This window comes from Patiriisocius sp., from assembly GCF_051252435.1.
Taxonomy (GTDB): Bacteria; Bacteroidota; Bacteroidia; order Flavobacteriales; family Flavobacteriaceae; genus Patiriisocius.
The window spans coordinates 1-26,451 of record NZ_JBPOFW010000003.1 but is presented as its reverse complement, the minus strand read 5'-3'; the positions used below and the strand labels follow the sequence as shown (position 1 = coordinate 26,451).

Annotated in this window: 29 protein-coding genes; 4 read left to right on the top strand and 25 right to left on the bottom strand. The window is 35.8% G+C overall.

Translation table 11 applies throughout. The features are described 5' to 3' along the window. Window positions 1-3: 3 nt before the first annotated feature. The gene (ccsA, locus tag ACSHW7_RS07585; protein WP_435678741.1) at window positions 4-3,174 is read left to right on the top strand and encodes a cytochrome c biogenesis protein CcsA; all 3,171 of its coding nucleotides are present in this window, start codon (window positions 4-6) and stop codon (window positions 3,172-3,174) included. Between the two features lie 54 nt (window positions 3,175-3,228). Here ccsA and ACSHW7_RS07580 read toward each other — a convergent pair whose 3' ends face one another. The 10 genes from ACSHW7_RS07580 to fumC form a co-directional block, all read right to left on the bottom strand. Continuing rightward, complete coding sequence (locus tag ACSHW7_RS07580; RefSeq protein WP_435678740.1) at window positions 3,229-3,540, bottom strand: DUF6122 family protein; 312 nt, start codon at window positions 3,538-3,540, stop codon at window positions 3,229-3,231. A gap of 28 nt (window positions 3,541-3,568) precedes the next feature. Then, on the bottom strand, window positions 3,569-4,930 hold the full coding sequence (locus tag ACSHW7_RS07575; RefSeq protein WP_435678739.1) for an aldehyde dehydrogenase: 1,362 nt from the start codon (window positions 4,928-4,930) through the stop codon (window positions 3,569-3,571). A gap of 100 nt (window positions 4,931-5,030) precedes the next feature. Beyond that, window positions 5,031-5,798 (bottom strand): carboxypeptidase-like regulatory domain-containing protein, encoded by a 768-nt coding sequence (locus ACSHW7_RS07570; RefSeq protein WP_435678738.1) that lies wholly within the window; start codon window positions 5,796-5,798, stop codon window positions 5,031-5,033. 285 nt (window positions 5,799-6,083) lie between these two features. Further along, on the bottom strand, window positions 6,084-7,943 hold the full coding sequence (locus ACSHW7_RS07565) for a DEAD/DEAH box helicase (RefSeq protein WP_435678737.1): 1,860 nt from the start codon (window positions 7,941-7,943) through the stop codon (window positions 6,084-6,086). A gap of 320 nt (window positions 7,944-8,263) precedes the next feature. Next, the gene (locus tag ACSHW7_RS07560; protein ID WP_435678736.1) at window positions 8,264-8,833 is read right to left on the bottom strand and encodes a non-canonical purine NTP diphosphatase; all 570 of its coding nucleotides are present in this window, start codon (window positions 8,831-8,833) and stop codon (window positions 8,264-8,266) included. Between the two features lie 44 nt (window positions 8,834-8,877). Beyond that, complete coding sequence (locus ACSHW7_RS07555) at window positions 8,878-9,252, bottom strand: VOC family protein (protein ID WP_435678735.1); 375 nt, start codon at window positions 9,250-9,252, stop codon at window positions 8,878-8,880. A 5-nt stretch (window positions 9,253-9,257) separates the two neighbouring features. Further along, window positions 9,258-9,671 carry a hypothetical protein gene (locus ACSHW7_RS07550; protein ID WP_435678734.1) on the bottom strand — a complete coding sequence of 138 codons (414 nt, stop codon included), beginning with the start codon at window positions 9,669-9,671 and terminating at the stop codon, window positions 9,258-9,260. Window positions 9,672-9,755: 84 nt separating this feature from the next. Then, window positions 9,756-10,409 carry a TrmH family RNA methyltransferase gene (locus ACSHW7_RS07545; protein WP_435678733.1) on the bottom strand — a complete coding sequence of 218 codons (654 nt, stop codon included), beginning with the start codon at window positions 10,407-10,409 and terminating at the stop codon, window positions 9,756-9,758. Between the two features lie 206 nt (window positions 10,410-10,615). Continuing rightward, the gene (locus tag ACSHW7_RS07540; protein WP_435678732.1) at window positions 10,616-11,854 is read right to left on the bottom strand and encodes a 7TM diverse intracellular signaling domain-containing protein; all 1,239 of its coding nucleotides are present in this window, start codon (window positions 11,852-11,854) and stop codon (window positions 10,616-10,618) included. A 140-nt stretch (window positions 11,855-11,994) separates the two neighbouring features. Further along, complete coding sequence (fumC, locus tag ACSHW7_RS07535) at window positions 11,995-13,389, bottom strand: class II fumarate hydratase (protein WP_435678731.1); 1,395 nt, start codon at window positions 13,387-13,389, stop codon at window positions 11,995-11,997. Window positions 13,390-13,441: 52 nt separating this feature from the next. Between fumC and ACSHW7_RS07530 the strand changes: the two genes are divergently transcribed. After that, window positions 13,442-13,684 carry a hypothetical protein gene (locus tag ACSHW7_RS07530; RefSeq protein WP_435679134.1) on the top strand — a complete coding sequence of 81 codons (243 nt, stop codon included), beginning with the start codon at window positions 13,442-13,444 and terminating at the stop codon, window positions 13,682-13,684. A 70-nt stretch (window positions 13,685-13,754) separates the two neighbouring features. On the opposite strand, the gene ACSHW7_RS07525 is transcribed toward ACSHW7_RS07530, so the two are convergent. From ACSHW7_RS07525 to ACSHW7_RS07495, 7 genes are all read right to left on the bottom strand, one after another. Further along, the gene (locus ACSHW7_RS07525; RefSeq protein ID WP_435678730.1) at window positions 13,755-16,232 is read right to left on the bottom strand and encodes a TonB-dependent receptor domain-containing protein; all 2,478 of its coding nucleotides are present in this window, start codon (window positions 16,230-16,232) and stop codon (window positions 13,755-13,757) included. Between the two features lie 86 nt (window positions 16,233-16,318). Next, window positions 16,319-16,657, bottom strand: a complete 339-nt coding sequence (gene arsC, locus ACSHW7_RS07520) for an arsenate reductase (glutaredoxin) (RefSeq protein WP_435678729.1) — start codon at window positions 16,655-16,657, stop codon at window positions 16,319-16,321. A 24-nt stretch (window positions 16,658-16,681) separates the two neighbouring features. Beyond that, window positions 16,682-17,413: an SIMPL domain-containing protein gene (locus ACSHW7_RS07515; RefSeq protein ID WP_435678728.1), complete on the bottom strand. Its 732-nt coding sequence runs from the start codon at window positions 17,411-17,413 to the stop codon at window positions 16,682-16,684. A gap of 75 nt (window positions 17,414-17,488) precedes the next feature. Beyond that, complete coding sequence (locus ACSHW7_RS07510; RefSeq protein WP_435678727.1) at window positions 17,489-17,965, bottom strand: hypothetical protein; 477 nt, start codon at window positions 17,963-17,965, stop codon at window positions 17,489-17,491. Window positions 17,966-18,232: 267 nt separating this feature from the next. Continuing rightward, a complete protein-coding gene (locus tag ACSHW7_RS07505) occupies window positions 18,233-18,757 on the bottom strand; it encodes a CIA30 family protein (protein WP_435678726.1) in 525 nt (174 codons plus the stop codon). 29 nt (window positions 18,758-18,786) lie between these two features. After that, window positions 18,787-19,371, bottom strand: coding sequence for a tRNA-(ms[2]io[6]A)-hydroxylase (locus ACSHW7_RS07500; protein ID WP_435678725.1), 585 nt, complete (start codon window positions 19,369-19,371; stop codon window positions 18,787-18,789). A 129-nt stretch (window positions 19,372-19,500) separates the two neighbouring features. Beyond that, the gene (locus ACSHW7_RS07495; protein ID WP_435678724.1) at window positions 19,501-19,956 is read right to left on the bottom strand and encodes a tRNA (cytidine(34)-2'-O)-methyltransferase; all 456 of its coding nucleotides are present in this window, start codon (window positions 19,954-19,956) and stop codon (window positions 19,501-19,503) included. Window positions 19,957-20,100: 144 nt separating this feature from the next. Here ACSHW7_RS07495 and ACSHW7_RS07490 point away from each other — a divergent pair, with 144 nt between their 5' ends. Together ACSHW7_RS07490 and ACSHW7_RS07485 are read left to right on the top strand one after the other, a co-directional pair. Then, window positions 20,101-20,775 carry a class I SAM-dependent methyltransferase gene (locus tag ACSHW7_RS07490; RefSeq protein WP_435678723.1) on the top strand — a complete coding sequence of 225 codons (675 nt, stop codon included), beginning with the start codon at window positions 20,101-20,103 and terminating at the stop codon, window positions 20,773-20,775. Between the two features lie 135 nt (window positions 20,776-20,910). Continuing rightward, entirely contained in the window at window positions 20,911-21,333 is a 423-nt protein-coding gene (locus ACSHW7_RS07485) for a hypothetical protein (RefSeq protein WP_435678722.1), read from the top strand. Between the two features lie 264 nt (window positions 21,334-21,597). Here the strand turns inward: ACSHW7_RS07485 and ACSHW7_RS07480 are convergent, their stop codons facing one another. The 8 genes from ACSHW7_RS07480 to ACSHW7_RS07445 form a co-directional block, all read right to left on the bottom strand. Continuing rightward, entirely contained in the window at window positions 21,598-21,984 is a 387-nt protein-coding gene (locus ACSHW7_RS07480; protein ID WP_435678721.1) for an aldo/keto reductase, read from the bottom strand. Window positions 21,985-22,003: 19 nt separating this feature from the next. Continuing rightward, on the bottom strand, window positions 22,004-22,444 hold the full coding sequence (locus ACSHW7_RS07475) for an aldo/keto reductase (protein WP_435678720.1): 441 nt from the start codon (window positions 22,442-22,444) through the stop codon (window positions 22,004-22,006). A 279-nt stretch (window positions 22,445-22,723) separates the two neighbouring features. Next, the gene (locus tag ACSHW7_RS07470) at window positions 22,724-23,542 is read right to left on the bottom strand and encodes a toxin-antitoxin system YwqK family antitoxin (RefSeq protein ID WP_435678719.1); all 819 of its coding nucleotides are present in this window, start codon (window positions 23,540-23,542) and stop codon (window positions 22,724-22,726) included. Window positions 23,543-23,581: 39 nt separating this feature from the next. Then, the gene (locus ACSHW7_RS07465; protein ID WP_435678718.1) at window positions 23,582-23,758 is read right to left on the bottom strand and encodes an integrase core domain-containing protein; all 177 of its coding nucleotides are present in this window, start codon (window positions 23,756-23,758) and stop codon (window positions 23,582-23,584) included. Then, the gene (locus ACSHW7_RS07460) at window positions 23,743-24,435 is read right to left on the bottom strand and encodes a transposase (protein WP_435678717.1); all 693 of its coding nucleotides are present in this window, start codon (window positions 24,433-24,435) and stop codon (window positions 23,743-23,745) included. The genes ACSHW7_RS07465 and ACSHW7_RS07460 overlap by 16 nt, the downstream gene beginning before the upstream one ends. A gap of 4 nt (window positions 24,436-24,439) precedes the next feature. Continuing rightward, window positions 24,440-24,802 (bottom strand): transposase, encoded by a 363-nt coding sequence (locus tag ACSHW7_RS07455; RefSeq protein ID WP_435678716.1) that lies wholly within the window; start codon window positions 24,800-24,802, stop codon window positions 24,440-24,442. Between the two features lie 142 nt (window positions 24,803-24,944). Continuing rightward, window positions 24,945-25,793: an IS3 family transposase gene (locus ACSHW7_RS07450; protein WP_435679126.1), complete on the bottom strand. Its 849-nt coding sequence runs from the start codon at window positions 25,791-25,793 to the stop codon at window positions 24,945-24,947. Next, window positions 25,739-26,197, bottom strand: coding sequence for a transposase (locus tag ACSHW7_RS07445; protein ID WP_435678715.1), 459 nt, complete (start codon window positions 26,195-26,197; stop codon window positions 25,739-25,741). The genes ACSHW7_RS07450 and ACSHW7_RS07445 overlap by 55 nt, the downstream gene beginning before the upstream one ends. Window positions 26,198-26,451 lie beyond the last annotated feature (254 nt).

Genomic DNA, 26,451 nt, shown 5'->3' with positions numbered 1-26,451 from the left:
AGCATGCAAAAAAAGCTCGCTTCCATCCTGTTTTCTACCCGATTAACCGCCATTTTATTTATCACTTTTGCCGTTGCCATGGCTGTCGGGACGTTTATGGACGCTTCGTCAGAAACTTCGCCCACACCCTATTCAAACGAGATGATTTACAAGGCATGGTGGTTTGAAGCTATAATGCTAATTTTTGTCATCAATTTCCTCGGAAATATAGCACGATATCGCCTTTGGACCCGCGAGAAATTGACGACATTAATTTTGCATCTTTCGTTCATTTTAATTCTCGTTGGAGCAGGAGTGACGCGTTACATTGGATATGAAGGACGCATGCAGATTTATGAAGGAGACACCTCAAATTCTTTTTTGTCGGACGATATTTATTTAAACGGATTTATTGATGGAGATTATGTAGTCGATGGACAGCAACAACGATTAAAATTGAGCCCTAAAAAATTGAATTTATCTGAACGTTTGGATAACGATTTTAGCATCAGTACTAACTATAATAACATCCCCGTAACCATTACCTACAAGGACTTTATCGATAATGCCACAAGTGGATTGATTGAAACCGAAGAGGGAGAATCATTTATAAAAATAGTGGAAGCGGGAGACGGAACTCGACATGACCACTGGGTAAAAGAAGGTGAAGTTTCAAATATTCATAATGTGCTTTTTGCTTTTAATGAACCTACAAAAGGTGCAATTAATATTGGTTTTGATAACGCCACTGAGGAGTTTACTATTGACAGCCCTTTTGAAGGTACGTTTATGCGTATGGCAGATAGAATGGAGGGTGCTGTAGTTGCAGACAGTTTGCAGCCGTTGATGTTGCGCTCGTTGTATAATTTTGGCGAAATGGCGTTCGTAATTCCCGAGCCTGTAACAACCGGAAGACGCGGTATGATTAAAGGAACAAAAGAAAACCCTTCTGTGACTGATGCTTTGATTGTTGAGGTTTCCTCTGGAAACGAAACTGAAACAATAGAACTGCTAGGCGGAAAAGGAACATTTCCAGACCCGGAAAAAGTTACTGTGAATGGCTTAGATGTTTATTTGACTTACGGTTCCAAGAAATACGAACTTCCTTTTAGTATCACCTTAAAAGATTTTATTGCTGAAAAATATCCCGGAACTCAAAAGGGCTATAAATCATTTAAAAGTGAAGTAACAGTGAATAATGCAGATGGCTCTTTTGCCGAAGAGGAAATTTATATGAATCACATTCTCGACAAAGACGGATATCGTTTTTTTCAAGCTAGTTTTGACCAAGATAAAGAGGCGTACACGGTGCTTTCTGTGAATCACGACTTTTGGGGTACTTGGATAACTTACATTGGTTATTTTCTGTTGTATTTTGGGTTGATGGCGATATTGTTTGATAAAGGGTCACGTTTCGGTTTCCTTGAAAAATATTTGAAGAAAATTAAAAAGAAGAAGGCCGCATTGACAACCATTGCACTTTTGGTTTTTGCTGCCAGCGGATTCGCACAAGATAGCCATGAACATAATGATACTGCGATAGGGCAGGCAGATTCTATCATTAATGCGACGGCAGTTTCAAAAGAGCATGCTGCTAAGTTTGCACGTTTGGTAATACAAGATAATGGGCGTATGAAGCCCATTGGTACATTTGCCAGCGAGTTGATTAGAAAAGTGAGTGGAAGTAATTCTTACAATGGTCTTGATGCTAATCAGGTATTTATCTCAATGACGCAATATCCACGCTTGTGGACGCAAGTTCCATTGATTGCGTTAAAGCGAGGAAATGATAGTATTCGCGAGGTTGCTGGCGTTCCAAAAGGAACAGAGCAAATTACATTGTTAGATTTATTTGACAAGGATGCGAACTATAAATTAGAACCGTATCTCAATGCGGCAACATCAACAAATACGCCTAATCAGTTTCAAAAAGATTTTATAAAAGCACACGAAAGTTTCTATTTATTGAACCAAGCATTAAGTGGTTCTATTCTTAAAATATTCCCTATTCCCAATGATCCTGGAAATAAATGGGTTTCTTTTCCTGAATTAAACGAAGCGAATATTAAAGGGCAGGATTCTATATTTTCAAGAACGGTGTTGCCTCTTTATTTTGAAAGTCTTCGAACTGCGACAAAAGATAATGACTATTCTAAAGCAGATGAAGTTTTAGACTTGATTAGAAAATACCAAGAAAACAGAGGCAGTGAAGTAATGCCTTCCGAAGAAAAAGTAACTGCGGAAATCTTATACAACAAAGTTGATATTTTCAATAGGCTTTATAAATATTTCACGGTATTCGGAATATTAATGTTTATTGGGATTATTGTTCAGATTTTCAGAGATGGAAAAGTGGTCAACGGACTCATAAAAACCTGTAAGTATATAATTTGGGCATTTTTTATTGCAATGACTATTGGTTTGATTGCTCGATGGTATGTGAGTGGTCACGCACCTTGGAGTGATGCATACGAGTCTATTATTTATGTTGCTTGGGCTACGGTTTTCTTTGGACTGGCCTTTGGACGTAAAAGTGATTTAACGATTGCTTCAACGGCATTTGTTGCTGCGATTATCCTTTGGGTGGCGCATAGAAATTGGTTAGATCCAGCGATTTCAAACTTGGTTCCAGTATTGGATAGTTATTGGTTGATGATTCACGTTGCGGTAATTGTAGCGAGTTATGGACCTTTTACCCTGGGAATGATTCTTGGTGTGACGGCATTGATTTTAATGTTGCTCACAAACGAAAAGAACAAAACCAAAATGGAGCTCAACATCAAAGAGATTACCACCATTAATGAAATGGCGCTTACCGTTGGACTCGTAATGTTAACCATAGGAAATTTCCTAGGTGGACAATGGGCAAACGAAAGTTGGGGGCGTTATTGGGGTTGGGACCCTAAAGAAACGTGGGCATTGATTAGCATTATGGTATATGCCTTTGTAATCCACGCTAGATTGGTGCCTGGGCTTCGTGGAAAATGGACGTTCAATATGCTTTCAATCATTGCTTATGCTTCAATAATGATGACGTATTTTGGGGTAAACTTTTACCTTACGGGACTTCACTCGTATGCTAGCGGTGATGTACCGGTTACCCCAACATTTGTAGGTTACATTGTGGGTGGTGCATTTTTACTCATGCTGATTTCGTATTTTCCTTACCGAAAATATTATTTAAAGAAGAAATAAGATTTTTATTTTAAGACTTCAAAGCATCTCTTTGCCACGGTAGGGAGATGCTTTTTATTTCATCCAAAAGCAATCTATTAAATCTGTCAACATATGAAACAGTAATCCGATTGCGACAATTCTAAATTTTTTAAAAAATAGGAGCAGGGCGTAACCTACAATGGCAACATAACTATGCAAAAAATGAAACCCGACACTACATCGGTCAGGATCAAAAATGGGATTTGCAAATAAGTGGTCTAAATCAACCAGCATAGTTGCTAGTAAAATTAGGTAAGCCTTTTTCCAATTATCTTTAAAAAAGACCCAAGCGATTAGCGCCGGAAAAATTAAGTGTAGCGAATAGTGAGTAATGGTTTGTAGCATGACTTCGGAAATATAATGTGTGAAATCCCTAGAATTTCATGATCCATTTTAAAAAGGCAAGTTTTCTTTTGGAATACGGCCCATATTTTAAGGGTAATTCTAACCACGTTGGTTTGTCGAGAATACTTTTATAGTGTGTAAAAGCGTCGAAGCCAGCTTTGCCATGATAGTTGCCCATACCACTGTGTCCCACGCCACCAAATGGCAATCGAGGGTTTGTGATATGCATTACCGCTTCATTTATAGCACCGCCACCAAATGAAATTTCTTTTAAAATTTTCTTCTTCGTTTTAGAGCTTGAAGTAAACACATAACACGATAATGGTCGGGTCAAATTATTTACTTTGGCTATTGCTTCATCTAAAGTTTCATAAGAAATAACAGGAAGAATGGGCCCAAAAATTTCCTCTTGCATTACAGCATCTTCAAATGTGACATCCTTCAAAACCGTGGGTTGAATATAGCGTTTGCTTTTTTGAGTATCGCCGCCATAGCAAATTTTGTTTTCAATTATCATGGAAGACAACCGTTCAAAATTAGCATCATTGATAATCTGAAGATAATTTCCATTTTCAAAACTATAGTCAGCTTCGGAAATTTCAGCAATTAAAAGTTCTAAGAATTTGTTTTCTACGTTTTTGTCCACCATTATATAATCTGGCGCGATGCACGTTTGTCCTGCGTTCAAGAATTTTGCCCAAACCAAACGTTTTACGGTCATCTTTAAATTAGCATCCTCTGTAACAAATGTGGGACTCTTTCCGCCCATTTCTAACGTTAATGGTGTTAAGTGTTCGGCAGCTGCTTTGTACACAATCTTGCCAACTTTTGTACTGCCTGTAAAAAATATTTTGTCAAATTTTTGTTTGAGGAGCTCTGTAGTTTCTTCAACGCCTCCTTCAATCACTTTTAGAAAAGAAGGATCAAAATTGTCATTAATCAACTTCGCCATAATTGCCGAAGTTCTCGAAGGCAATTCGCTAGGTTTTAAAATTACTGTGTTTCCTGCAGCGATTGCAGCGATGAGAGGGGCAAGGGATAATTGATATGGATAATTCCAAGCACCAATAACCAAACAAACGCCTAAGGGTTCTGGAATAATATAACTACTCGCTGGAAAATTTGTAATGTTTGTACTTACTTTTTGTTTTCGAGCCCAATGAGATAAATTCTTTTTTGCTTCTTCAATGTCATTAAAAAGCAACGCCATTTCAGTAATATAAGTTTCAAACTTAGATTTTTTGAAATCATCGTAGATAGCTTTATCTAAAGCATCTTGATTATTTTTTAATGTTTTTGAAAGCTTATCGAGTTGCGAAACTCTATATGAAATGTCTTTTGTTTGGTGCGTAGTGAAGAATTTACGTTGAGCAGAGATGATTTGTTTCATGAGAACTTGGAACTTATTTTCATTAAAAATACAACTTATTACATTATTTAATGAAGCCCTTGAACAAGCTCAGTGTAACGACTATTTGTTAGCAGAAATATTATTTATCCCTGTTTAATACACGATATTCCTCGTAACACTCACTAATGGCATCGAGGATTTGTAGGTCGTTTGCAGTTTTGATAAAATCTGAAGAGTAGCTACAATTATTTAAAATTTCGTCTATATCAATACGCTCTATTTGTAGTATGGTTTGTAGTGTTTCTCTATCGTATTTAGACTGAAGTAGATTTCTGATTTCGTCGTCCTTTTTCATTTGGCGAAGTTTTTTCATCTGCCGCGGCCGTTTTCCGAAGATTTGATACAGGAAATCCGCAGGATTAAAAATTGCACTTAGGGCTTTGTTTACTGCTCCCGGTTGGGATTGTCCTCCTTCATACCCACTGCCTATTCCGTCAATACGATAGCGATAGTTATCGTAGATTGGGATTGTTTTCGCATCTACTTCTACATAGCCTGTAAGTGTTACAGGTTTAATAATGACTTCCTCTAGTGCGATACCGAGTTCAGTCATTTTCACTTTAATTTCTCCGTACTTTAACCAGTCATTTGTAACACGAACGCGGATTGACTTAAATCCCAAATAAGAGAAATATAGTGTGTCATTAACGGCTGCTCTAATCTCAAAAGCACCTTTTTCGTTTGTTGTTGCGCCCCAAACCTTATTGAGGTTTACGATGTTCACGTTTTCAAGTTCTTTGTCATCCGCTGCGTTTTCAACAGTACCACGAATGGGCACAATATCGTCCTGCGACCAAGAAAAAGTCGTAATAAGTAGGGTAAAAATGAGTAGTAGGTACTGTTTCATACGCTAAAGTTACAAATGTACATATATAGACGTTAATTCCGTGCCAAAGTTTCATCAAGTCGATAGTTTTTAGGTGATAGGCGTTAGATATTTTATAAATCTTTAACGCTGAGTGATTTCTCGGTTGTTTTGTGCTTTATAAATGATTAATGGATTTATAATTTCCAGCACATTTTCGTGGAAGCTAAAACAAAAAAAGAGTGGTACAGATGAAATGAATCATTATACCACTCTCTATATTTAAAAGTACTCTACTGTCTTTTGTCTAAAGACGTGAAATTTATTTTATCCTCTTCTTCTGCGTCCGCCAGTACCTCCACCTGAAGGTTTTGAAGCGCCGCTTCCACGACGTTTTCCGCTAAATTTTGGTTTGTCTCCACCGCTTCCGCTACGTCCTTTGTAACCTCCACCGCCAGAGCGTTCACCGCCACCGCTGCTACGTTTTTTTCTGTCACCGCCTCCAGAGCCGCCGCCTTTGTAACCTCCGCCACCGCTTCTGTTACTGCGTCCGCCTCCACCGCCAGAGCGACCGCGACCTCTTCCGCCACGATTTTCTTTTTCGGTTGAAACTTCAACGTTGACACTGCGTCCGTCTAATTTAAAATCTTCAAAAGCTGCAAGTACTAAATCCTTGTGCTGTTCATCTGTATTAAAAAATGAGAAGCTATCTTTTACATCTACTTTATAAACGTCATCTTTTCCTAAATTCAATAAATCCTTCAAGAAATCTTTAAGGCTCATCCAGTCGAAATCATCTTTTCCACCTACGTTCAAGAAATAACGCACACTTCCTGTGTCATCGCTATAATCTCTTTCAGGGGCATTTTGATTGATGTCTTTTGCTTTGCTGTAATAGTTGTAGAAACGCGTGAACTCGACAGAGAAGAATTTTTTGATTAATTCTTCTTTTGTGAAATCTTTCAATGATTCGTTTATCTTCGGAAGATAGGCGTCAATGTCATGATTTATCTCCGTGTCTTTAATATTGTTTGCAAGATGCATCAATTGTCTTTCGCAAATTTCCATCCCAGAAGGAATTTCTTTTTTGATAAATTGTTGCTGTATTTTTTTCTCAATACTTTTAATCTTACGCATTTCACTCTTGGTGATAATTACCATTGAAATACCTGTGTTTCCAGCACGTCCGGTACGACCACTACGGTGTGTGTACGTTTCAATTTCGTCTGGTAATTGATAATTGATAACGTGTGTAATATTATCGACGTCAATTCCACGAGCGGCAACATCGGTCGCGACCATCATTTGAATTTGACGGCTACGGAATTGCTTCATCACAATATCACGTTGATTCTGACTCAAATCGCCATGAATTGCTCCTGCATTGTAACCATCTGCAATTAATTGCTCGGCTACTTTTTGTGTATCTCTTTTTGTTCTGCAGAATACTACTGAAAATATATCAGGATTTGCATCTGCAAGACGCTTTAAAGCTGAATAACGATCACGCCCACCCACGACAAAATATTCGTGAGATACGTTTTCGGCACCTATGTTTTTTGAACCTACCGTAACTTCAGCAGGGTCATGCATAAACTTTTTTGCAATCGAAGCTACTTCCGAAGGCATTGTAGCGCTAAAGAGCCACGTACTTTTGTCTTCTGGAGAGTGTGAAAGGATTTCGGTAATGTCTTCATAGAATCCCATGTTCAACATTTCATCCGCCTCATCGAGTACGCAATATTCAATTTTTGAAATGTCAATCATATTACGACTGATCATATCTTTCATTCTTCCGGGCGTAGCAACGATAACTTGTGCTCCCTTTTTTATATTTCTGGCTTGATCCGTAATACTTGCTCCACCATAAATAGCTACTACGTTTAAGCCTTTTTTGTATTTTCCGTAGGCTTTCATTTCGTTTGTGATTTGCATGCACAATTCACGAGTGGGAGAAAGGATAAGTCCTTGCGTCGTTCTACTTTCTGAATTTATTTTTTGCAACATTGGGAAACCAAATGCTGCCGTTTTTCCAGTACCTGTTTGTGCAAGTGCCACAAGGTCTGTATCTTTTTCTAATAAAATGGGGATTGCTTGTTCTTGAACTTCACTGGGAGTTTCAAATCCCATGTCTGTAATTGCCTGAAGTAATTGCTCGTCTAGGCCCAACGCTTTAAATGCTGTCATGTAATATGTAATAAAATTATTTGTGTGCTATGGGAAGTGATTGACAAATAACGTATTACTTCACTTGAGCACTACCTCACCCTGAGGATTTTCAAGGTGCAAAAGTACTGCTAATTTATGGATTTGTTAGCGTTCTTCGGAAATATTAATTTTTGGATACTTTATAGTAAAAATTAGAAATACAAAAGCGGAAATAAGAACTAAGAAACAGTAGCACTCGCTTAGCTCATTTTGGTAAACAAGATTCATTTAGAATATTTTTCATTCAAAACATTTTGTATTGTCTCTTGATTCCCTTTAGTCGTGTTTTAAAAAAATGTTTAACTAAAATAAGAAATTAACTGCCGCATGGCTTTTCCACGGTGACCGATTTCGCTTTTTTCTTCTAGAGACATTTCGGCAAAAGTTTGTATTTTTCCATTGGGGAGAAAGATGGGGTCGTAGCCAAAACCTTTTTCACCTCGTTTTGTTTTTGTAATTGTGCCTTCGCAAAGCCCTTCAAATAGAACATCAACTTCGTTATACGATAATGCAATTACCGTTTTAAAACAGGCACTACGGTCTTTTTTGCCGGCCAATTTCTCTAATAATTTTTTCATATTTGCTTCGCTATCGCTTGGTTCACCTGCGTAACGTGCACTATAAACTCCGGGTTCATAATTGAGTGATGTTACTTCCAAACCGGTATCATCTGCAAAACAATCCAAGCCGTATTTATCTTTTATAAACTCTACTTTTAAAATAGCGTTTCCACTAATGGTGTCGGCTGTCTCAGGGATTTCTTCGTGACAATTGATATCTGTCAAACTTAATAATTCAATTGTCTTAGGAAGCAATAATTTTACTTCGTTGAATTTGTTCTGATTGTGAGTTGCGAAGACTAATTTCATCTTAGAGGTTTTGATTTTTGTTTTGAGAATAGAATTTTTAGGGTTTAAGCTCTCGAATTCAATGCCACACGATTTCCTTCGGTATCCATAATCACTGCCATGTAGCCATGGTCTGGGGAAATTTGTGTTTTTGGTTTTAAGATTTTTCCTCCAGCATTTTCAACCTTGTCTAGTTCTTTTTGAAGATTTTTACACCCAAAATATGCGAGAGTACCAGTTTCACTAGGTACGTAATTATCATTTTGAATTAATGTTCCTGTGGCTCCGTAAGCCTCACCTTTTGAAGGAAACCATCCCATTTTTAATTCGCCAAAATCTTTAAGAACAATTTTTACATCTAGCACTTTTTCATAAAATGAAATAGCACGTTCCATATTTACTACGGGTATTTCCACCCAACTGAACGTATTCATTTCCATAATTTTTAGTCTTTTGCTAATAATTCTAAATATACAATAAGTTGTTTTAATTCTTCCGGCGGATTTCCTGCATCGAATGGGGTAGAGGTGTAGTCGTTTTCTTTCGTAGCAATGTTCAATGTTGCCGAAGCCGCACCATCAAAATAGCTGTCGGTTGACGGTCTTTGCAGACTCTCCATTTTTTTGAGTTCAATTTCTCTAATCTTAGTATTTATTGTTTCCCAAGTGGAGGCCGCCATTGGATTTTGAATATTATCCTTCTCATTCCTAGTATTGGAAATAATCAAGGCGTCTTGCGTCGCAACTATCTTTTTGTAGAATCCGCGGGTGGAAGCTTCGTAGGTTACGGCTTCTATTTTTGTTGTGTCACAACTTTTTGCTGTGGTGAGCGCTAAAAGAATGATTATAATAAATTTCATGTGAGTTGTTATTTTATATCTGTTTAGCTTCGACTTCAAGCCCGAAAGAAATTTTCATACTGGCGGGCGCTCAAACTGATACGCTTATTTTTCTTCATAAAAGCGTTCTACAATTTCGTCACTGCTTTTAATTGTATTTTTTGCCCATTCTATTCGCAATTCGTTTCTTTCTTCTTCGGAAATTTGCCAATCAATGTCACTTTTCCGAAGCTTTGTAACTACATGTTGCAATATAATAGCTGCGGAAACTGAAATATTTAAACTTTCGGTAAAGCCATACATTGGTATTTTTAGGGATACATCGGCATTTTTTAAGACAACGTCACTGAGTCCTTCTTTCTCTTTTCCGAAGAAAAAAGCACTCTTTTTTGTCACATCAAAATCATGTAATTCTACAGACTCTTCATGCGGCGATGTTGCGACAATTTGGTAGCCTTGTTCGCGAAGGTCATTCATGCAGGTTTTTATGGAATTATACCTATTGAGGTTGACCCATTTTTGCGCACCCATAGCAATTTCTTTATCTATATCCTTCGAGTTAATTTCTTCGACAATACTCAGGTCCTGCACGCCAAACACATCGCAAGTGCGCATCACCGCGCTCGTGTTGTGCAATTGATAGACGTCTTCGGTAACCACATGAAAATGCCGTGTCCGCTCGGTTAAGATTGACTCAAAACGTTGTATTCTGCGCTCGGTCAAATATTCTTGTAAATGTTCTAAAAGTGCTAAATCCAATGATGTTTTTTCTTTAGGCGAAAATACTCAAAAAGTTTAAGTGACGAGCTGTGGATGGGGAGTCTTTAAAATTTAAATATTACTTAGTTATATAGTTTGTTGCATGTGTATTTAAATACTGCGAGATTTAATTTTGGTCACTTTTCCACAGAAAAAAAGCCATCTTTATTTCTAAAGATGGCTTTTACAAATTGGGGATAGTTCGTTTAATTATAGAGATAATCGGGCTGAGCTTCTAGCATGCGATGGTCCTGCTCAATAGCTTCACTGATTTCTAATTTACGGTATAAGTCTTTTGTCATCTCTTCAACTTCACTCACGGTGGTGTTGAATCTTTTTGCAATTTTTTGGTTGGTTTTGTCTTCTGAAATGTATTGCAACAATTTAATCTCGATGCCATCCAAATCATATTGCATGATAAGGTTTTCTAAATACTCATCTTTCATCATTTGCGATAAGCTGCTTCTTGACATTTCTTCTTCGCGGGCTAGGAATATTTTCATTTCGGTTTGTCTTAAAATTAATTCATCTTTTAATGCTTGCATGCGGTACACAATGGCGTATGTCATCAATAACATTTGAATGCCAACGGCAACTTTAATGTGGATTGTTTGGGTGCCTAGAAAGTCAATTCCCATTCCTCCTAATAGAAAATAATCGATACTAAATAACAAAGGAATACTAGAAGCAATAACATAAAATTTTGCGTAATTTTTACTTGAAAAAAGAATAATTCCTGCGGCAAAATAAGCTAGCATCACCGTGAATGAAATAAAGGAAGCCGCCATCATTACTGTTGTGTCCTTTACAAACCAAGATATTGTAGTGAGCAATCCAGCGATAATAAGCAATGGAAGCGTTATAGATTTAAGCCTTGGATAAGAATCTTTTAGATTTAAATATTTTGAAGAAAATACCGATAATGTAACAGTTGATATTACTAATAGAGTTGTCTCAATCTGTGTGCTAAATGAAGTCAAGTTTTCAAAAAGAAGTGGAATTAAACTATCTGTACTAAATATTAAAGTTACGATAGTAGTTACCGAAAGGGCAAAATATCCAAAAACCTTGTCGCTAAATAGTAAGAAGCATAATAGATTAATGAGTATAATCATTGACATAATTCCGTAGAAAAATCCAGATGAAAAGATACAACTATCAAAAACTACAGATTTAGAATCTGCTGTTACAATTTCTTTTTCTGAAATTGCTGTTGTTTGAATACTATTTTCTGGATGTGTCTCAATTACTTGAATAGCTGTGTTGCTATCTGTTGAATTTGAAGAATTAGTGATGGTTTGTTTTTCACTGTCTATTTTCTCAACTTTAATGAGTTGCTGAAAATTGGTATCTAAAGCTTTAGTCTTTACATTGGTTGCTGAAGTTTGAGCAATGGTAAAAAATAGAGCAAGTAGAAGCGCGGGGGGTAATTTTCTAAGTTTCATAAATAAGCATTTTCTATTTGGGACTGGAAAGATACAAAATAAATACACTTAACCTTAAAAAAATGCATTTAATCGATGAAATGCATAAAAAAAAACGCCTTTATAAAAAAGGCGTTAACATTTATCAGAAATTTTGAATACTAATTACCTACCATATTTTCAGGTTTTACCCATTGGTCAAATTCACTTTCGGTTAAATAGCCTAGGTTTACAGCTTCTTCTTTTAAAGTAGTACCATTTTTATGCGCTGTATTTGCAATTTCAGCAGCTTTATAATAACCTATTTTTGGGTTCAATGCAGTCACTAACATTAACGAGTTGTTGAGTTGGTTTTTTATTACTTCAGTATTTGCTTCAATTCCTTGTGCGCAGTGTTCGTCAAAAGACACACATGCATCACCAATCAATTGAGCACTTTGCAATATGTTTGCGGCCATTACAGGTTTAAATACGTTTAATTCATAGTGTCCTTGCATTCCACCTACGCTAATTGCAACGTCATTACCTATTACTTGTGCACACACCATCGTTAAAGCTTCGCATTGAGTAGGATTTACTTTTCCTGGCATAATGGAAGAACCTGGCTCATTTGCAGGAATGGTTATTTCGCCGATTCCGCTTCGAGGTCCACTTGCTAGCATTCTAATGTCGTTTGCTATTTTATTTAATGAAACAGCTAATTGTTTCAGTGCTCCATGGCTTTCAACAATAGCATCGTGAGCCGCTAAGGCTTCAAATTTATTTTCAGCAGTAACAAAAGGTAAGTTTGTAAACTTAGCAATGTATCCAGCTACGTTTTCAGCATATCCTTTTGGTGTATTGATTCCTGTTCCTACTGCAGTTCCGCCAAGTGCCAACTCACTTAAATGTGGTAATGTGTTTTTTAGTGCTTTTAAACCGTGTGCCAATTGAGAGGCATACCCACTAAACTCTTGTCCAAGTGTTAAAGGTGTAGCGTCCATTAAATGTGTTCTTCCAATTTTTACCACAGAAGCAAACTCTTTTGATTTGCTCGCCAATGTTTTATGTAGCGCTTCAACGCCAGGAATAGTATTTTCAACCAACTTTTTGTACGCCGCAATATGCATTCCCGTAGGGAAGGTGTCGTTTGAAGATTGTGATTTATTTACGTCATCATTGGGTTGTAACGTTTTTTCACCTTCACCTATAGTATGACCAGTTAATTGATGCGCTCTATGGGCAATCACTTCGTTGACATTCATATTGCTTTGGGTACCACTTCCAGTTTGCCAAATGACCAATGGAAATTGGTCGTCATGTTTCCCCTCTAAAATCTCATCACAAACTTTTGCTATTAAATCTCTTTTTTCTTCTGAAAGGACACCAAGTTCACAATTCGAATATGCTGCTGCTTTTTTTAAATAAGCAAATCCATATACAATTTCTAAAGGCATTGATCCCGGAGCACCAATTTTAAAATTATTTCTAGAACGTTCAGTTTGTGCGCCCCATAGCACATTAGCAGGCACTTGAATCTCGCCCATTGTGTCTTTTTCTATTCTGAATTTTGTCATGTTTCGTAGTATTTTTTAGTGATGCAAAAGTAAGATTTCTTTCGTTAATAATTTGTTGAAAAACTATTGGGAAGTATTCTTAAAAACAAAAATTCATTTTATCTTTGCGGAAACTAAACACGCTATTATGTTCGATTTTGACCAATACCTAGGATTTCTTGCATTTTTAACCATCTTAACTATCGGATTTTGGTTGATGATATTTTTAGTATCAATTATTCCTTATTGGATTGGTGGCGCATTGATTGAGAGTATTAAGCTAAAGCGTGAAGCTAAGAAAAACGAGAAGAAATAATTTAATTTATTCTATTATAAAAAAAGGAAGCTCAATGAGCTTCCTTTTTTAGTTTTAAATTTTTTCAATCTTATCCTTCAAAATCGCCGTCATCATCTCCACCATCACGATTTCCTCTTTCTCTTTTCTTCTTTTGATTAAATCGGTACGTAAAGTTTACTGTTACTTGGCGCTGTCTCCATTGAAATTCGCTTTCACTTGTAAATGTGTCAGTATCGGTAATTGACATTCTTTTTCTTGTATTAAAAAGATCACTCACATTCAATCCAATTGTACCATTATCGTCCATAATATCTTTACTAAATGCAAGATCTACAGAGAGTATTCCTTCGGTCTCGGTCTGTGCGTTATTACTTGGGCCACGATAAAACGCATTTGTCTGCCAGTCAATCTTAGCGGGCAAAGATACTTTTGCGCTACCACGAGCGAACCAACTACTATTTTCGGCTCCATAGTCAACGTTGTTGAATTCTCCCACAGTTTTAAATAGAAAATAATTGAAACTACCATTAAGTCTTAACCATTTTGCTGGATTATATAGTACTCCAGCTTCGGCACCGTAGCGTTCATTTGTAGAAAGATTAATAGGTAAGGTTCTAATAATTGGAATACCATTTCCTGTTAATTCGCCTGTATCTTCTTGAATTCTTTCAAAAGCATTTGTTTCATTTTGATAGTAAATAGAAGATGTCAATGTTAGTTTATCCCATCTCTTTATATACCCTAAATCAAAAGCGCTTGCATACGCAGGATCTAAATTTGGATTTCCCTGAAACACATTTGCTTCACTTGAGCGACTAGGAAACGGATTGATAAAACGACCACGAGGGCGGTTGATTCTTCTGTTATAACCAAGTGTTACATTTTCTCGTTCGCCCAATTCATAAATTAAATTTACAGTAGGGAAGAGACCAGTATAGTTTTTGTCAAAATCAATATTAAAATCGCTATTTGTGTTGTCTGAAGTATCAATAGCATCAACTTTACCTTTAAGTTGCGTATTTTCAACACGTAGACCTAATAGAAAAGAAAACTTCCCAAATTTATTTCCGTATTGAGAATAAGCGGCAAGTACATTTTCATTATACGTGAAAACGTTTGTCAATCCATCGTCTATAATAAAAGTTCCACCTGCAACATCCTCTTCCAATAACGTGTAATCTGTAATTGTTTCTTCAAAATTAGCTCTTGCACCCGCTTCAAATTGAGCGTTTTCTCCTATTGGTCTTACATAATCAACTTGCGCCAAAAATTCGGTTTCATCTTCTAGATTTGTTATCATTTCAGAAGGTAAAAGTTCACTTGATGGAAATGTATTTTCTTCGGTAATTAAAGACATTTCTTCTTCACTTCCTATTTCGTATTGCACATCTGCGGTAAGTTTGTGTCCATCTTCATCAAGATTATTGATATAATTTAGTGAAAATTGATAATTAACATCATCCTCCAACTCATTTTCGATACGAAGACGAGAGATGGCCAAATCGTTGTTGAAACCAAATTCGTTCGCTGTGTTTGTTGTGATATCATCATCTTTCCCAATGCGCAGAAAACCTGTTGCTGTGATACTTGAAGCATCCGTCAAAAAATATTCAATACCTAGATTTGTATTGAAGCCTTTGTCCTCTCTTTCAAAAATTCTTTTTTCCGTTACCAAAGGATTTCTGTCCGGAGTGGCAATCGAGTCTATATTTTTATAGAAATTAGAGAAAAAAGCATTCCCAGGTGCATTTCTATAACGATATCCCGTGGTATTAAAAATGTTGAATTTATCTGTTCTTACATTAATATTTCCGGAGACATTACTCGAAGTTGGAACTCCCACACTCGTATTTATGGATCCGTTAACTCCTAAAGTCTTTTCTTTTTTAAGAATGATATTCAATATTCCAGCAGTTCCTTCAGCGTCATAGCGAGCCGATGGCGATGTAATTACTTCCACACGTTCAATAGCATCGGCAGGTAATTGTCGTAATGCATCTGTAGAACCAAAGCCTGCAATCGCAGAGGGTTTTCCGTTAATAAGAATACGCACATTTTCATTTCCGCGAAGCGCGATTGCACCTTCTACATCTACTGTTACTGACGGTACATTATTTAAAGCATCACCCACGTTGGCACCGCTAGTGGTTAAATCTTTACCTATATTATATATCTTTTTATCAAGCCGTACTTGAACTTCTGTCGTTTCGGCTCTAATAATAACTTCGTTTAAAACATTGTCGCTTTCACTAAGAGTAACGGGTGGTAATGTAATGTTAGATGTTAATCTTTGATTGGGAAGTTCTTTGGTTTCAAAAGAAATAAATTCGTAACGCACCGTATATGTTCCTGCCTGCAAGTCTATGGAAAACATACCATTTTGGTCTGTAATTCCTCCCGTGACAATTTTGCCGCTTTGATCTACAAAAACTATGGTAGCAAACTCTAAGGGTAGTGATGATGAGCTTTCGAGAACTTTTCCTTTAACTGTGATTTCTTTATCGCTCTGCTGCGCGAAGGTTGTTAATGAAATCACTAACAAGATAAATGTGAATAATACTCTCATGAATTTTTTTTGAGTTTGACACACAAAGATCCATAAGGTTTCATGCTAAAGAAGCCAAAGTTATGTTAAACAAAAATATCCTAAAGTTAAAGTTGGAGTACCTTTTCTGGGGGTCTGCCAATGATAGCTTTTGTTCCTTTAATTGCAATGGGGCGCTCAATCAATTTGGGATGTTCGTGCATGGCTTGAATGATTTCTTCTTCGGAAATTTCTCTGCCTTTAAATTTTTCTTTCCAAATGGATTCTCCTTTTCTCAAAAGTTCTTCTGCTGAAATTTCTAACAAAGACAACAGATTTTTAATTTCGGCAACCGAAGGAATATCTTTTAAATATAAAACAACATCAACAGTTTCACCTTTTTCCTGAAGTAATTGCAAGGCTTGACGAGATTTTGAACAGCGGGGATTGTGGTAGAGGGTAGTCATATTTCCGAAAATATATTAATAGAATTAATCCACATTATACGTCAATTTCATAGTAATCGAAGTGGTCTTTTCTTTTGAGGACGTATTATAAGCGCCTCCCCAAGAATAGTCTTCACCAGAATTTTGACCCGTAATTTGAAAAATACCCATGCGTGCTTCAACGAGTTCTCCCAAAGAGGAACCTGAATTCTCTGCAATTTTCTCAGCTCTCAATCGAGCATTTTCTGTTGCTCTCGAAATCATTTCGATTTTCAAATCTTCAATTTTTGTGAAGTAATAACGCGGAGCAGAGCTATACAACTGAATGCCTTGGTTTAAAAGCTCGGTAATTTCTCTTGAAATTGTTTCAATTCCTTTTACATCCGTAGAGTTAATTTCAACCGATTGGGATAAATTGTAGCCTGTAAATGTGGTGCCTATGTAATTGCCGTTAGGGCCATAATTTGGTTCGTTATTTTCACTGGTGCTTACTGCACTAAATACCACATTATCGGCAGGAACACCTTTTGCGGCAAGGTATTGTGTCACCTTATTTTTATCGTTTTCAAGGTCTTTGTACGCTTGTTGAAGATTGGTGTTGTTTCGGGTAAATCGTGCTTCCCACACAATCAAGTCAGACGTAAAGTCACTTTTTCCAAGTCCTGTCACGGCAATGGTTCGCTGTGATTTGTTGCGGTTCATAAATGCGTTACCCAATACTGCAGATGCAATAACAATTGCAAGTCCAAAAATAATGGCGGTGATAGATGCTTTCATAGTAGTTCGTTTTATTGACACAAAGTTAAAAAATAAGCAACTACAAAAATGAATTAAACGAGTATTCGTAGAAAATCAATTCTTTAATTCTTCGAGCTCATTTTCATAATCCAATTGCAAATCTGGGTGTAATCCTTTAATCTTTTTATCTGCAAGCTCTAACTGTCTTTCGTACAAATTAACCAGAGTAGTATTACGTTTTATGGAGGGTTTGAACGAAATAAGCCTATCGCAAAAATGTAAGAGTAGTGCCACTTCAGTCTCTTTACTGTTTGAGTAGCGAATGCATTTTTTTGTCTCTTTTAAAATTTTCCGAACGCTCTTTTTGAGGTAGTAGAAATTAGTATTCGTAATACCATCAAACAATTCGTCGATATATTCTTTAATATGCTGCACGTATCCTTCCTCATCATCTGCCTCAAATAATAAGTAGGTGAGGAGTTCCTTGTTTTCTTTTTTAAACCGACCCAAACGAAGGCACAGCGCTTCAATTTCATCTGGCGAGCGAAGTTTTAATTCTTTCTTAATTTGTGCGAGCGTTGCTGCTTTCAATAGAATAGTTTTATATAAAGTTATTATTATAAGGCTTTATTTTTTTGTAATAATTCCTTTTCTTAACATGAATATCCCAGAAATAACGATTGAAAGCGTGAGTATTAAATAATAATAACCAGAATTATCACTTTGCTTTCCCGAATAAATAAAAATCCCCAAAGACACATAAACCCCCGAAAGTATAACGAGAATTCCGGCAATTATTAGCGATAGTTTGTTTTTCATCGTGACGTTAAATTATAGAAACTAATGTGCAATTGAAAGTTATTCTAATTCGATACGGTCAATCAAAAGCTCAAAACTTTCCTCTTTTTTATTTCCGAAGAGAATACCAAATTCCTCAAAAGAAGTTGCTTGAAAATTGGGTTTGTCTAGCGTGCGCCCTCTAAAACTGGGATAAAAATCACTCAATTTTATTTTGACAGTTTCCCAATCTCCCGTAGTCTCGACGAAACTGATGTAAGATTCTGGAGCATTTTTGTCATCTTTTATTCGCATTTGGTACTTTTTGCCATCTCCTTTTATCCTGAGAGCGATAAATTTATGGTTGTTCACTTTTACCTTACCGCAATCAAATCTCACCGAAGCAAAACCGCCATTGTTCTCCAAAGAGATTTTACCTTTGAAAAAGCCGTGACCGTTTTCATTTATTGAAATGGTACTTTTTGACAAACCACCCATTACGCCATCATTGACAATGGTCCAGCTTGAAATATCTGCATTTTTATTAAAGTCGAAAAGAGGTTGTGATACCAGTGCCATGGTTATTAAAATTAGGATTAGTTTCATTATTGTTTAATTTATTTTCAAACGTTACATTAGCCGTGAATGGTCTCTTTTTTTCCATAGCTTTTGATGAGTTCGCCTTCAAATTCAATGAGTTCTTTCCATCGTTTTTCCACATCAACTCCTTCGCCGTATTGCCTTGCGAAGCCTAAAAATGTTGTGTAATGGCCAGCTTCACTTATCATCAATTCTCTGTAAAATTCAGAAAGTTCTTTGTCGTTTATCCGCTCGCTCAATAACTTGAAACGCTCACAACTACGTGCCTCAATCATTGCCGAAAACAACAGTCTATCAACCATTGCTTCCTTGCGGTTATTTGTTTTGGAGCGGGTAAATTGGAACAATTGATTTACATAATGGTCCTTACGTTCGCGACCCAATTTGTAGCCACGTTTTTTAATGATTTCGTGTACCATTTCAAAATGCTCCAATTCCTCTTGGGCCAATTTTAAAAGCTCCGTAACAAGTTCAACATGTTCGCTATTTAAGGTGATAATCGTTATAGCATTTGTAGCGGCTTTTTGCTCACACCACGCGTGATCTGTCAAAATTTCTTCAAGATTACTTTCAACGATAGTGACCCATCTCGGGTCTGTGGCGAGTTTTAAATTGAGCATAGCAAAAGTTTTATGGCGTCTTTAATTTTTGTTTAAAGATACAGATAATGAGGGAAAACAAACTTTAAATTAGTTCAAGCGTAGCTTCGGAAATTTTAAGGAATGATAACAATCAAGATTATTTCAAGACTACAGTTTCAACTGTCTAATTCCTTCGTAAACTACAATCGCCACTGCATTAGCAATATTCAAACTACGGATGTGCTCACTAAATAACGGAATTTTATATAACGAATTCTCGTATTTTGAAACAATAGCAGAAGAAAGCCCGACCGACTCTTTTCCGAAGCATATAAAAAGATTGTCCTCAAAAGGGATTGTAGTGTATTCCTTTGTGCCGTGGCTCGATAGAAATACCATTTTGGCATCCTTATGCTGTGAGAAAAACTCCGCAACCGAATCGTAATAAGTCACGTTTAAATGTTTCCAATAATCAAGTCCGGCGCGTTTTAATCTGCTGTCATCTATCTCAAAACCAAAGGGTTTCACCAAGTGTAAATGCGAGCCAGTGCCAAGACTCAACCTGCCAATATTACCTGTGTTATTTGGTATTTCAGGTTCAATGAGAACGATGTTTAGGGGCATTGATTTTATATTTAAAATTTCTACGTTGTATTAATTGCAAAGGTAAAGTAACAGGATTTAATAAATTTATGAGAGATTAATTCCTATTAAATCTTACAGCTTTTTTATGGTTTGATTTAGTATAAATAATTTATTTTTAGGATTATGAAAGAGAAAGAATATGTGCCGAAAGAAAAGAAAAAAGCGTGGCCCACAAAAGATGCCATGGCGCAAGTGTATGCACTTAAACTTTGGGGTGGTGATGCTTCTTTTTATTCTGGCGAGGGTTCTCACAATGATGAAATAGTGCAACCGTATCTTGATACTGTAAAAACATTTTTATCTTCTTTTGAAGAACCACTGGTAGTTTGCGATTTGGGGTGCGGAGATTTTAATATTGGGAAGGAGCTGGTTGAATTTACTGAAAAGTACATCGCTTTAGATATCGTTCCTGAGCTAATAGATTACAATAAATTAAAATTTCAGCAAGAAAACTTAGAGTTTCATTGTTTGGATATTGCAGAAGATACTTTGCCGGTAGCCGATTGTATCATTCTTAGACAAGTGTTGCAACATCTCTCTAATGCTGAAATTTTAAACATTGTTGAAAAATTGGTTGATTATAAATTGGTAATCTTAACAGAGCATCTTCCCAATGAAGATTTTAGGCCTAATGTTGATATTATTTCGGGACAGGGAACTAGGTTGAAAAAGGGGAGCGGGGTGGACTTATTAGCAGCACCTTTTAATTTGAAAATTGTAAAGCAAAAGAAGTTGTTAGATATTGTTTTAAGAGATGGAAATGGGGTAATTTTAACATCGGTTTTTTGGTTGGTTTGAGCTTTAAATTCTTCTAATTGCACTCAAATTAATATTTTTTTAGTGAACGAACGTTTTTTTTAGTCAACAGACTGATTTCGCATAGCTTAGGTTCAAATTAAATTTTATTTTTATCACTCACCAAACTTTAAAATTATGCGAACTAAAATCATTTTATCATTTATTGTTTTCAACGTACTATTAGTAACAGGTAAAAACTCAACCGTTGAAACTTTATCAACAATTATACATCCAGAAAAGTCAAGTATGGAAGTATGCATCAACGCGAATCCTACAATTTATTTAACACCTATCAAGCATAAAAATATAAAGGGAATAGATGTGCAAAATGCTTTTTTTAATGGATGGCAATTTGACAAATACACAGATATTTATGGCTATACCGCAACTGATGATCTTTGGACTTTTTTGAATCCTGGTAACGCGGCATCAAATAATTATGATGCTGTAAGAATAGAGGTTTTTGGTTTTGAAGTAGGCTCGCCAGAATGGAATTACTGTATGAGTGATATTAATCAAGTCGCAAATAATTTAGCGCTAAATGTAACGGTGGATTAAGATCATTTTTTTTTTTTTTCAAATAATTGAATTATAGAGTTTTAAAGATTGATAATTATCAATCTTTAAAACTCTTTTTCATTCTACCATTCTACCATTCTAACTAATGTTGGTGAAATTTCAAAAAACTTAGAAAGGGGAGTGGTGTAAGTATGTTTTTTAATCTCAAACTAGCCGAAGCCAAGAAGTTATTTTCTAGTGATTTAGGCGACATAAAATAAATATTTCTAAATAATTTTATAAATATTTTGGTAGTCTCTTTAATTAGTTAATTCTGTCTGGCCAAAAGTTTGGGTGTTCTCCGCTAAATCCCATTTGTGGGAGGTTGTCGATTTGCTCCATTTCAGAATTAGTAAGTTGAAAATCGAATATGTCGATATTCTCTTTTATTCGCTTAGGCGATGATGATTTTGGAATCACAATCACCTTGTGTTGCATAATCCATTTCAAGCAAACTTGTGCGACAGATTTTTCATGTTTTTTGGCAATTTTTTGAAGCACATAATTTTCAAATACTTTTCCTCTTGCTAATGGAGACCAAGATTCAACGGCAATATTTTGTTTTTTGCAATATTCAGTCAATGCCGGTTGCCAATAACCGGGGTGAAATTCTATTTGATTGATTGACGGAACGACATGGGCTGTTTGCAATAACGCTTTTAGATGTTCTTCAAAAAAAATTGCTCACACCTATGGACTTGATTTTGCTTTCGGCCTGCAATTCCTCCATCGCTTTCCAAGTTTCAGCATTTGTTTTTTGCCAGTTTTCATAATTTTTATCGTTAGCTGGCCAGTGAATTAAATATAGGTCAATATACTCTAATTGAAGTCTTTTTAGAGATTTTTCAAATTCTATTTTAGTCGATTCGTATCCTAAATTTTCGCGCCATAATTTGATTGTAATAAATAGACTTTCTCTTGAAACTCCGCTCGCTTTTATTGCTTTTCCTATTTCTTCTTCATTTCCGTAAATGGCCGCTGTATCGATGAGAGAATACCCGCTAGAAATGGCAGATTTTATAGATTCAATCCCCTCACTCCCTTTGGATTTATAGGTTCCAAATCCAATAAGAGGAATTTTATTTCCATCATTTAAGGTCAATTTTCCCATATTTTTTTAATTACAAATAATGTTTAATGACTTCGGAAATTTGCCATGATTTATTTTTTCAATTGTTAATGATATATCCTAACGAAGTCTGTTTTATATCATTTATTACCATTCAATTATATTCAATTATATTCAATTTGTGTTTCCCAACTGAAATATTTAAGCGTATTATCTTTAAGATAAGGGGCGGGAGCATTAAAGTATAATTTTGCCCCACAAAAATAATGTCAAAATTTAATGAAGAAAAAGGTTGTTTTTTATCTCTGTTCTTTGTTGTGATTAGTTATTCTTCGCCATCTTTTTAAATTCAGCACGTAAAATGCTATCTAAAGCGGACCTTTTTCCACTATCCGAAACATAAAATTCTTTTTTAAAATATTTATAATGTTCTTTTATCACAAGTGAAAGAGAGTCTCCATCAATAGTATCTGTCTTTAAAGTTTGTTCTTTGATTCTTCCCTGAATTAATTTCCTCCCTACTTTTTCTGCATTAATTCCGAAAAATGGATTTTGCGAACCATAAGTAAAAGTGTCCATTCTTTTGCCTAAATCTGAATATGAATTTTCAATTAAAACGAATAAATATCTTGTGTCAATATTATTATCATCACTTATGTAATTATTTATCCTTGCAATATTTTTCCCAATCTGCAATGTATCGGGAATTTGTAATTCGAAAGATGTATTTGGTTTGATTTTAATATTCTCATTCTCATCAAAATAAATTTCTTGATTTGGATAAATACTGTCATTAATACCAAACCATTCAATCTTTTTAATTAGTTTACCATTTTCGTTATTGTATATCCACCATCCATATTCCATATTATTTTTGACCATTCCTTTTTTCTTGATATTGCCATTCTCATAAAAACGAATTAGTGTGTCTACAATTTTGCCATTTTCAAAGATTGTAAGAGATTTTAAGACACCACTTTCATAACTTTCTCCTCCATAACCGCTAAATGAAGTATCGTTTAATTTTACTTTTTGAATAGTAACTAATTTTCCGTTATACATATATTTTCTATTATCAGCTTTTTTGTCGCAACTGATAATAAATAAAAGCAATATTATAATTGGAAAGCTTTTTTTCATAATGTCTTGTCCTGAAATATGCTACAGGTTAAAATTGATTTACGCTGTTAATTTATATACCATATTTGGTGTACGATAGTTTAAAGATAAATGTAATCTTATTTCATTGTACAATTTAATTGCACTTTTTGTGGCTCTCTTTCCGTGTTGCACGTTAGCAAAGGTCTGGTCGAGATAGAACTCATCTTTCAGTATGCCATTTACACGTTCGGCCATTGCATTTTCATAGCAATGGTTTTCTTCTGCATACTGATACCTATGTTGTTTCTCTTTAGAATCTGCGTGTACACATTGCTACAATACTGTATGCCCCTGTCGGAATGGTGGATAAGCTGTTCAATGTTTTTAGCTTGATACAGTGCTTTATTCAAAGCCCTCACACAGCCATTGATTTCCAGACTGTTACTTAAGTCATAACCCACAATCTTACGGGAATGCATATCCGTAGTAAGCGCCAGATAGCAAAAGCACTTTACCGTTCTGATGTATGTAATGTCAGAGACCCAAATTTGGTTTGGCCTAGTCACTTCCATGTCTTTTATAATGTTGCTGTACTTATAAAAGCGATGATAGGAGTTAGTGGTCCTGGCAGTGGTTTTCTTTCTGAGTGTCAGCATTTGATGTTTTCTAAGAACATTGAATAAAGTATCTCTACCTACCTTAATATTGGCTTTATTGAAATCCACATCTAATGATTTTATAAGTTTCCGTACGCCTTCTCTAGGAAGGAATCTGCGTCTTTTTCTAACGATGTCAATAATCTGTTGTTCTAGCTTTAAATTCGTATCGGCCCTGTCTTTATACTTGTAATAAGCATCACGTTTTAACCCGAAACAATGGGTTATGGTGGTTAAAGAAGCAAATCCCCTAGATTTTCCCTTGGCCTTTATCAAGGCTTTATACGTAACTTTTTTTTAGTTCGGCAATAGATTTGTAACCGAGATCTTCTGCAGCCACCTCTAGATAGGATTCTTCTACCAGCGCATCCAGATCCTTTTTGAGCAGTAGTTTTTTAAGCTGTTCAATCTCTTTTTGCAGTTCTTTAATTCTAGATATCTCGTCTTTTGTTTCCACTTTTACCCTGGTGTTCATTAAGTCAGTACGATTGTACTTTTTAACCCATACATTGACTGTTGTTGGTGCAATAGAATAGAGCTTGCAAAGTTCGCTCTTTGTGTGCTTTCCAGTACTAAGTTCTGCTAGGATTTTTAATTTAAAAGGTTCACTGTAACGTCTAATTACTTTGTCATTTCTGTACATAATGTTTAAAATTATGTAGCCTTTATTCAGGACGGTTGTATTATACTGATATAGGTTGACCTTTTTTCAGGTTAATTTTGCACGTTCAAAAGATTTTTTTAGCCGTTTAGAAGGCAAAAAATAATTTGAACTGGGTCTGTTTTTAAATTGTCAGTTCAGGTAAATTTACTTTATTTTTTCGATAGGACTTGTATTTGATGTTTGGGTTTAAATGGACATCTGCCGGTTTTCTTAGATCCAGGCTAAAATGCGTTCTTAGGTTATTGTAAATATAGACAGCTTGCTTTGTCATTTGTTGGGCGAGCTGGGTATTTTTGATAGTTTTCTTAAGGCCGTATTCGTATTTGAGAGTTCTATTCATACGTTCCGCAACAGCGTTTTCATAAGGGTCATATTGCTCGGTCATACTCATTGTAATCCCGTTACTTTCTGCAAACTCTGTGTATTTAGGGTTACAGTATTGAAAACCTCTGTCCGAGTGGTGGATCAGCTCTTGGTCAGGGAATTTTCTATTTTTAATGGCCATGGCGAGCGCCTTTGTACAAAGAGACGTTCTCATATGGCTGTCTAGGTCATAACCCATAATCTGCTCTGAATAGGCGTCCGTGACCAGTGCTAGATAGTTATGTCCATTTTCAGTTTTGATATAAGTGATATCGCTTACCCAGAGCTGTTCCGGTCTAGTGGGAACTTTGTCTTTTACCAGGTTTTTATATTTTTTGTACATATGATTTGAATTTGTTGTTGTGATGTAATTTTTCGATTTAGGTACCAACAGCTTGTTTAGCCTTAAAAAGCGGTAAAACTTATCTCTGCCTATTTTGATATCAGCGTTTATAAAGTCTTTTTTAAGAGCATCATAGAGCTTGATACCACCAGTTTTGGACCCTACTTTTTTACGGTAGTCCTTGACCATTATGATCAGTTTTTGATGGTCTAGTTGTTGTTTTTGTTGGGTTTTGATTCTTTTGTAGAAGGCTTGTTTACTGATCCCAAAGCATTGATAGAGCCATTTTCTTTTGAACGGTTTTTCTTCTTTAGCTCTATCTCTTTTGCTAATGATTTGGGCAACGAGTTTTTTGACATGTCGACGCCTGTAATGAGTTCCATCTCAGCAATGATATCTTGCTGGAAGTCCTTTACAAACTCTAGTTCTTCAATACGTTCCCTAAGCTTTTTTATTTCATCGTTTTTACCCATACCTGTGTTTTGTTGTACTAAGGTACTGTATTTTCTCAGCCAATAGTTAATGGTAGTTCTGGGAACGTCATATTTTTTAGAGGCGAAGTTTGTGGATAGTTGTCCGTTTAGGATTTGGTCAACGACTAAAAGTTTAGTCTCTAAAGTTGTCTTTTGGTAGCTTTTTTTTAGCCAGTGGTCTTTTTGCGTTTTCATAAGTGACTGTAATTAAATGATTAATTTTTAGTCAACCTATTTCAGGAAAGTACAGGGTCAAAATGCAGTACAACGTTTATGTATATGGAAAGTTGCGTTTTTGCTTGCGAGGATTTTCCGAAGGAAAATCAGACGTAGCAAACGTGCAACGACCTTTAAATTTAGCCTAAACTAGCAATTTTTTATATACGTCTTAAGTTTGATTTTTAATAATTACATAACTTTAAGTCATTAATCAGAAAGAACAAAAGAGA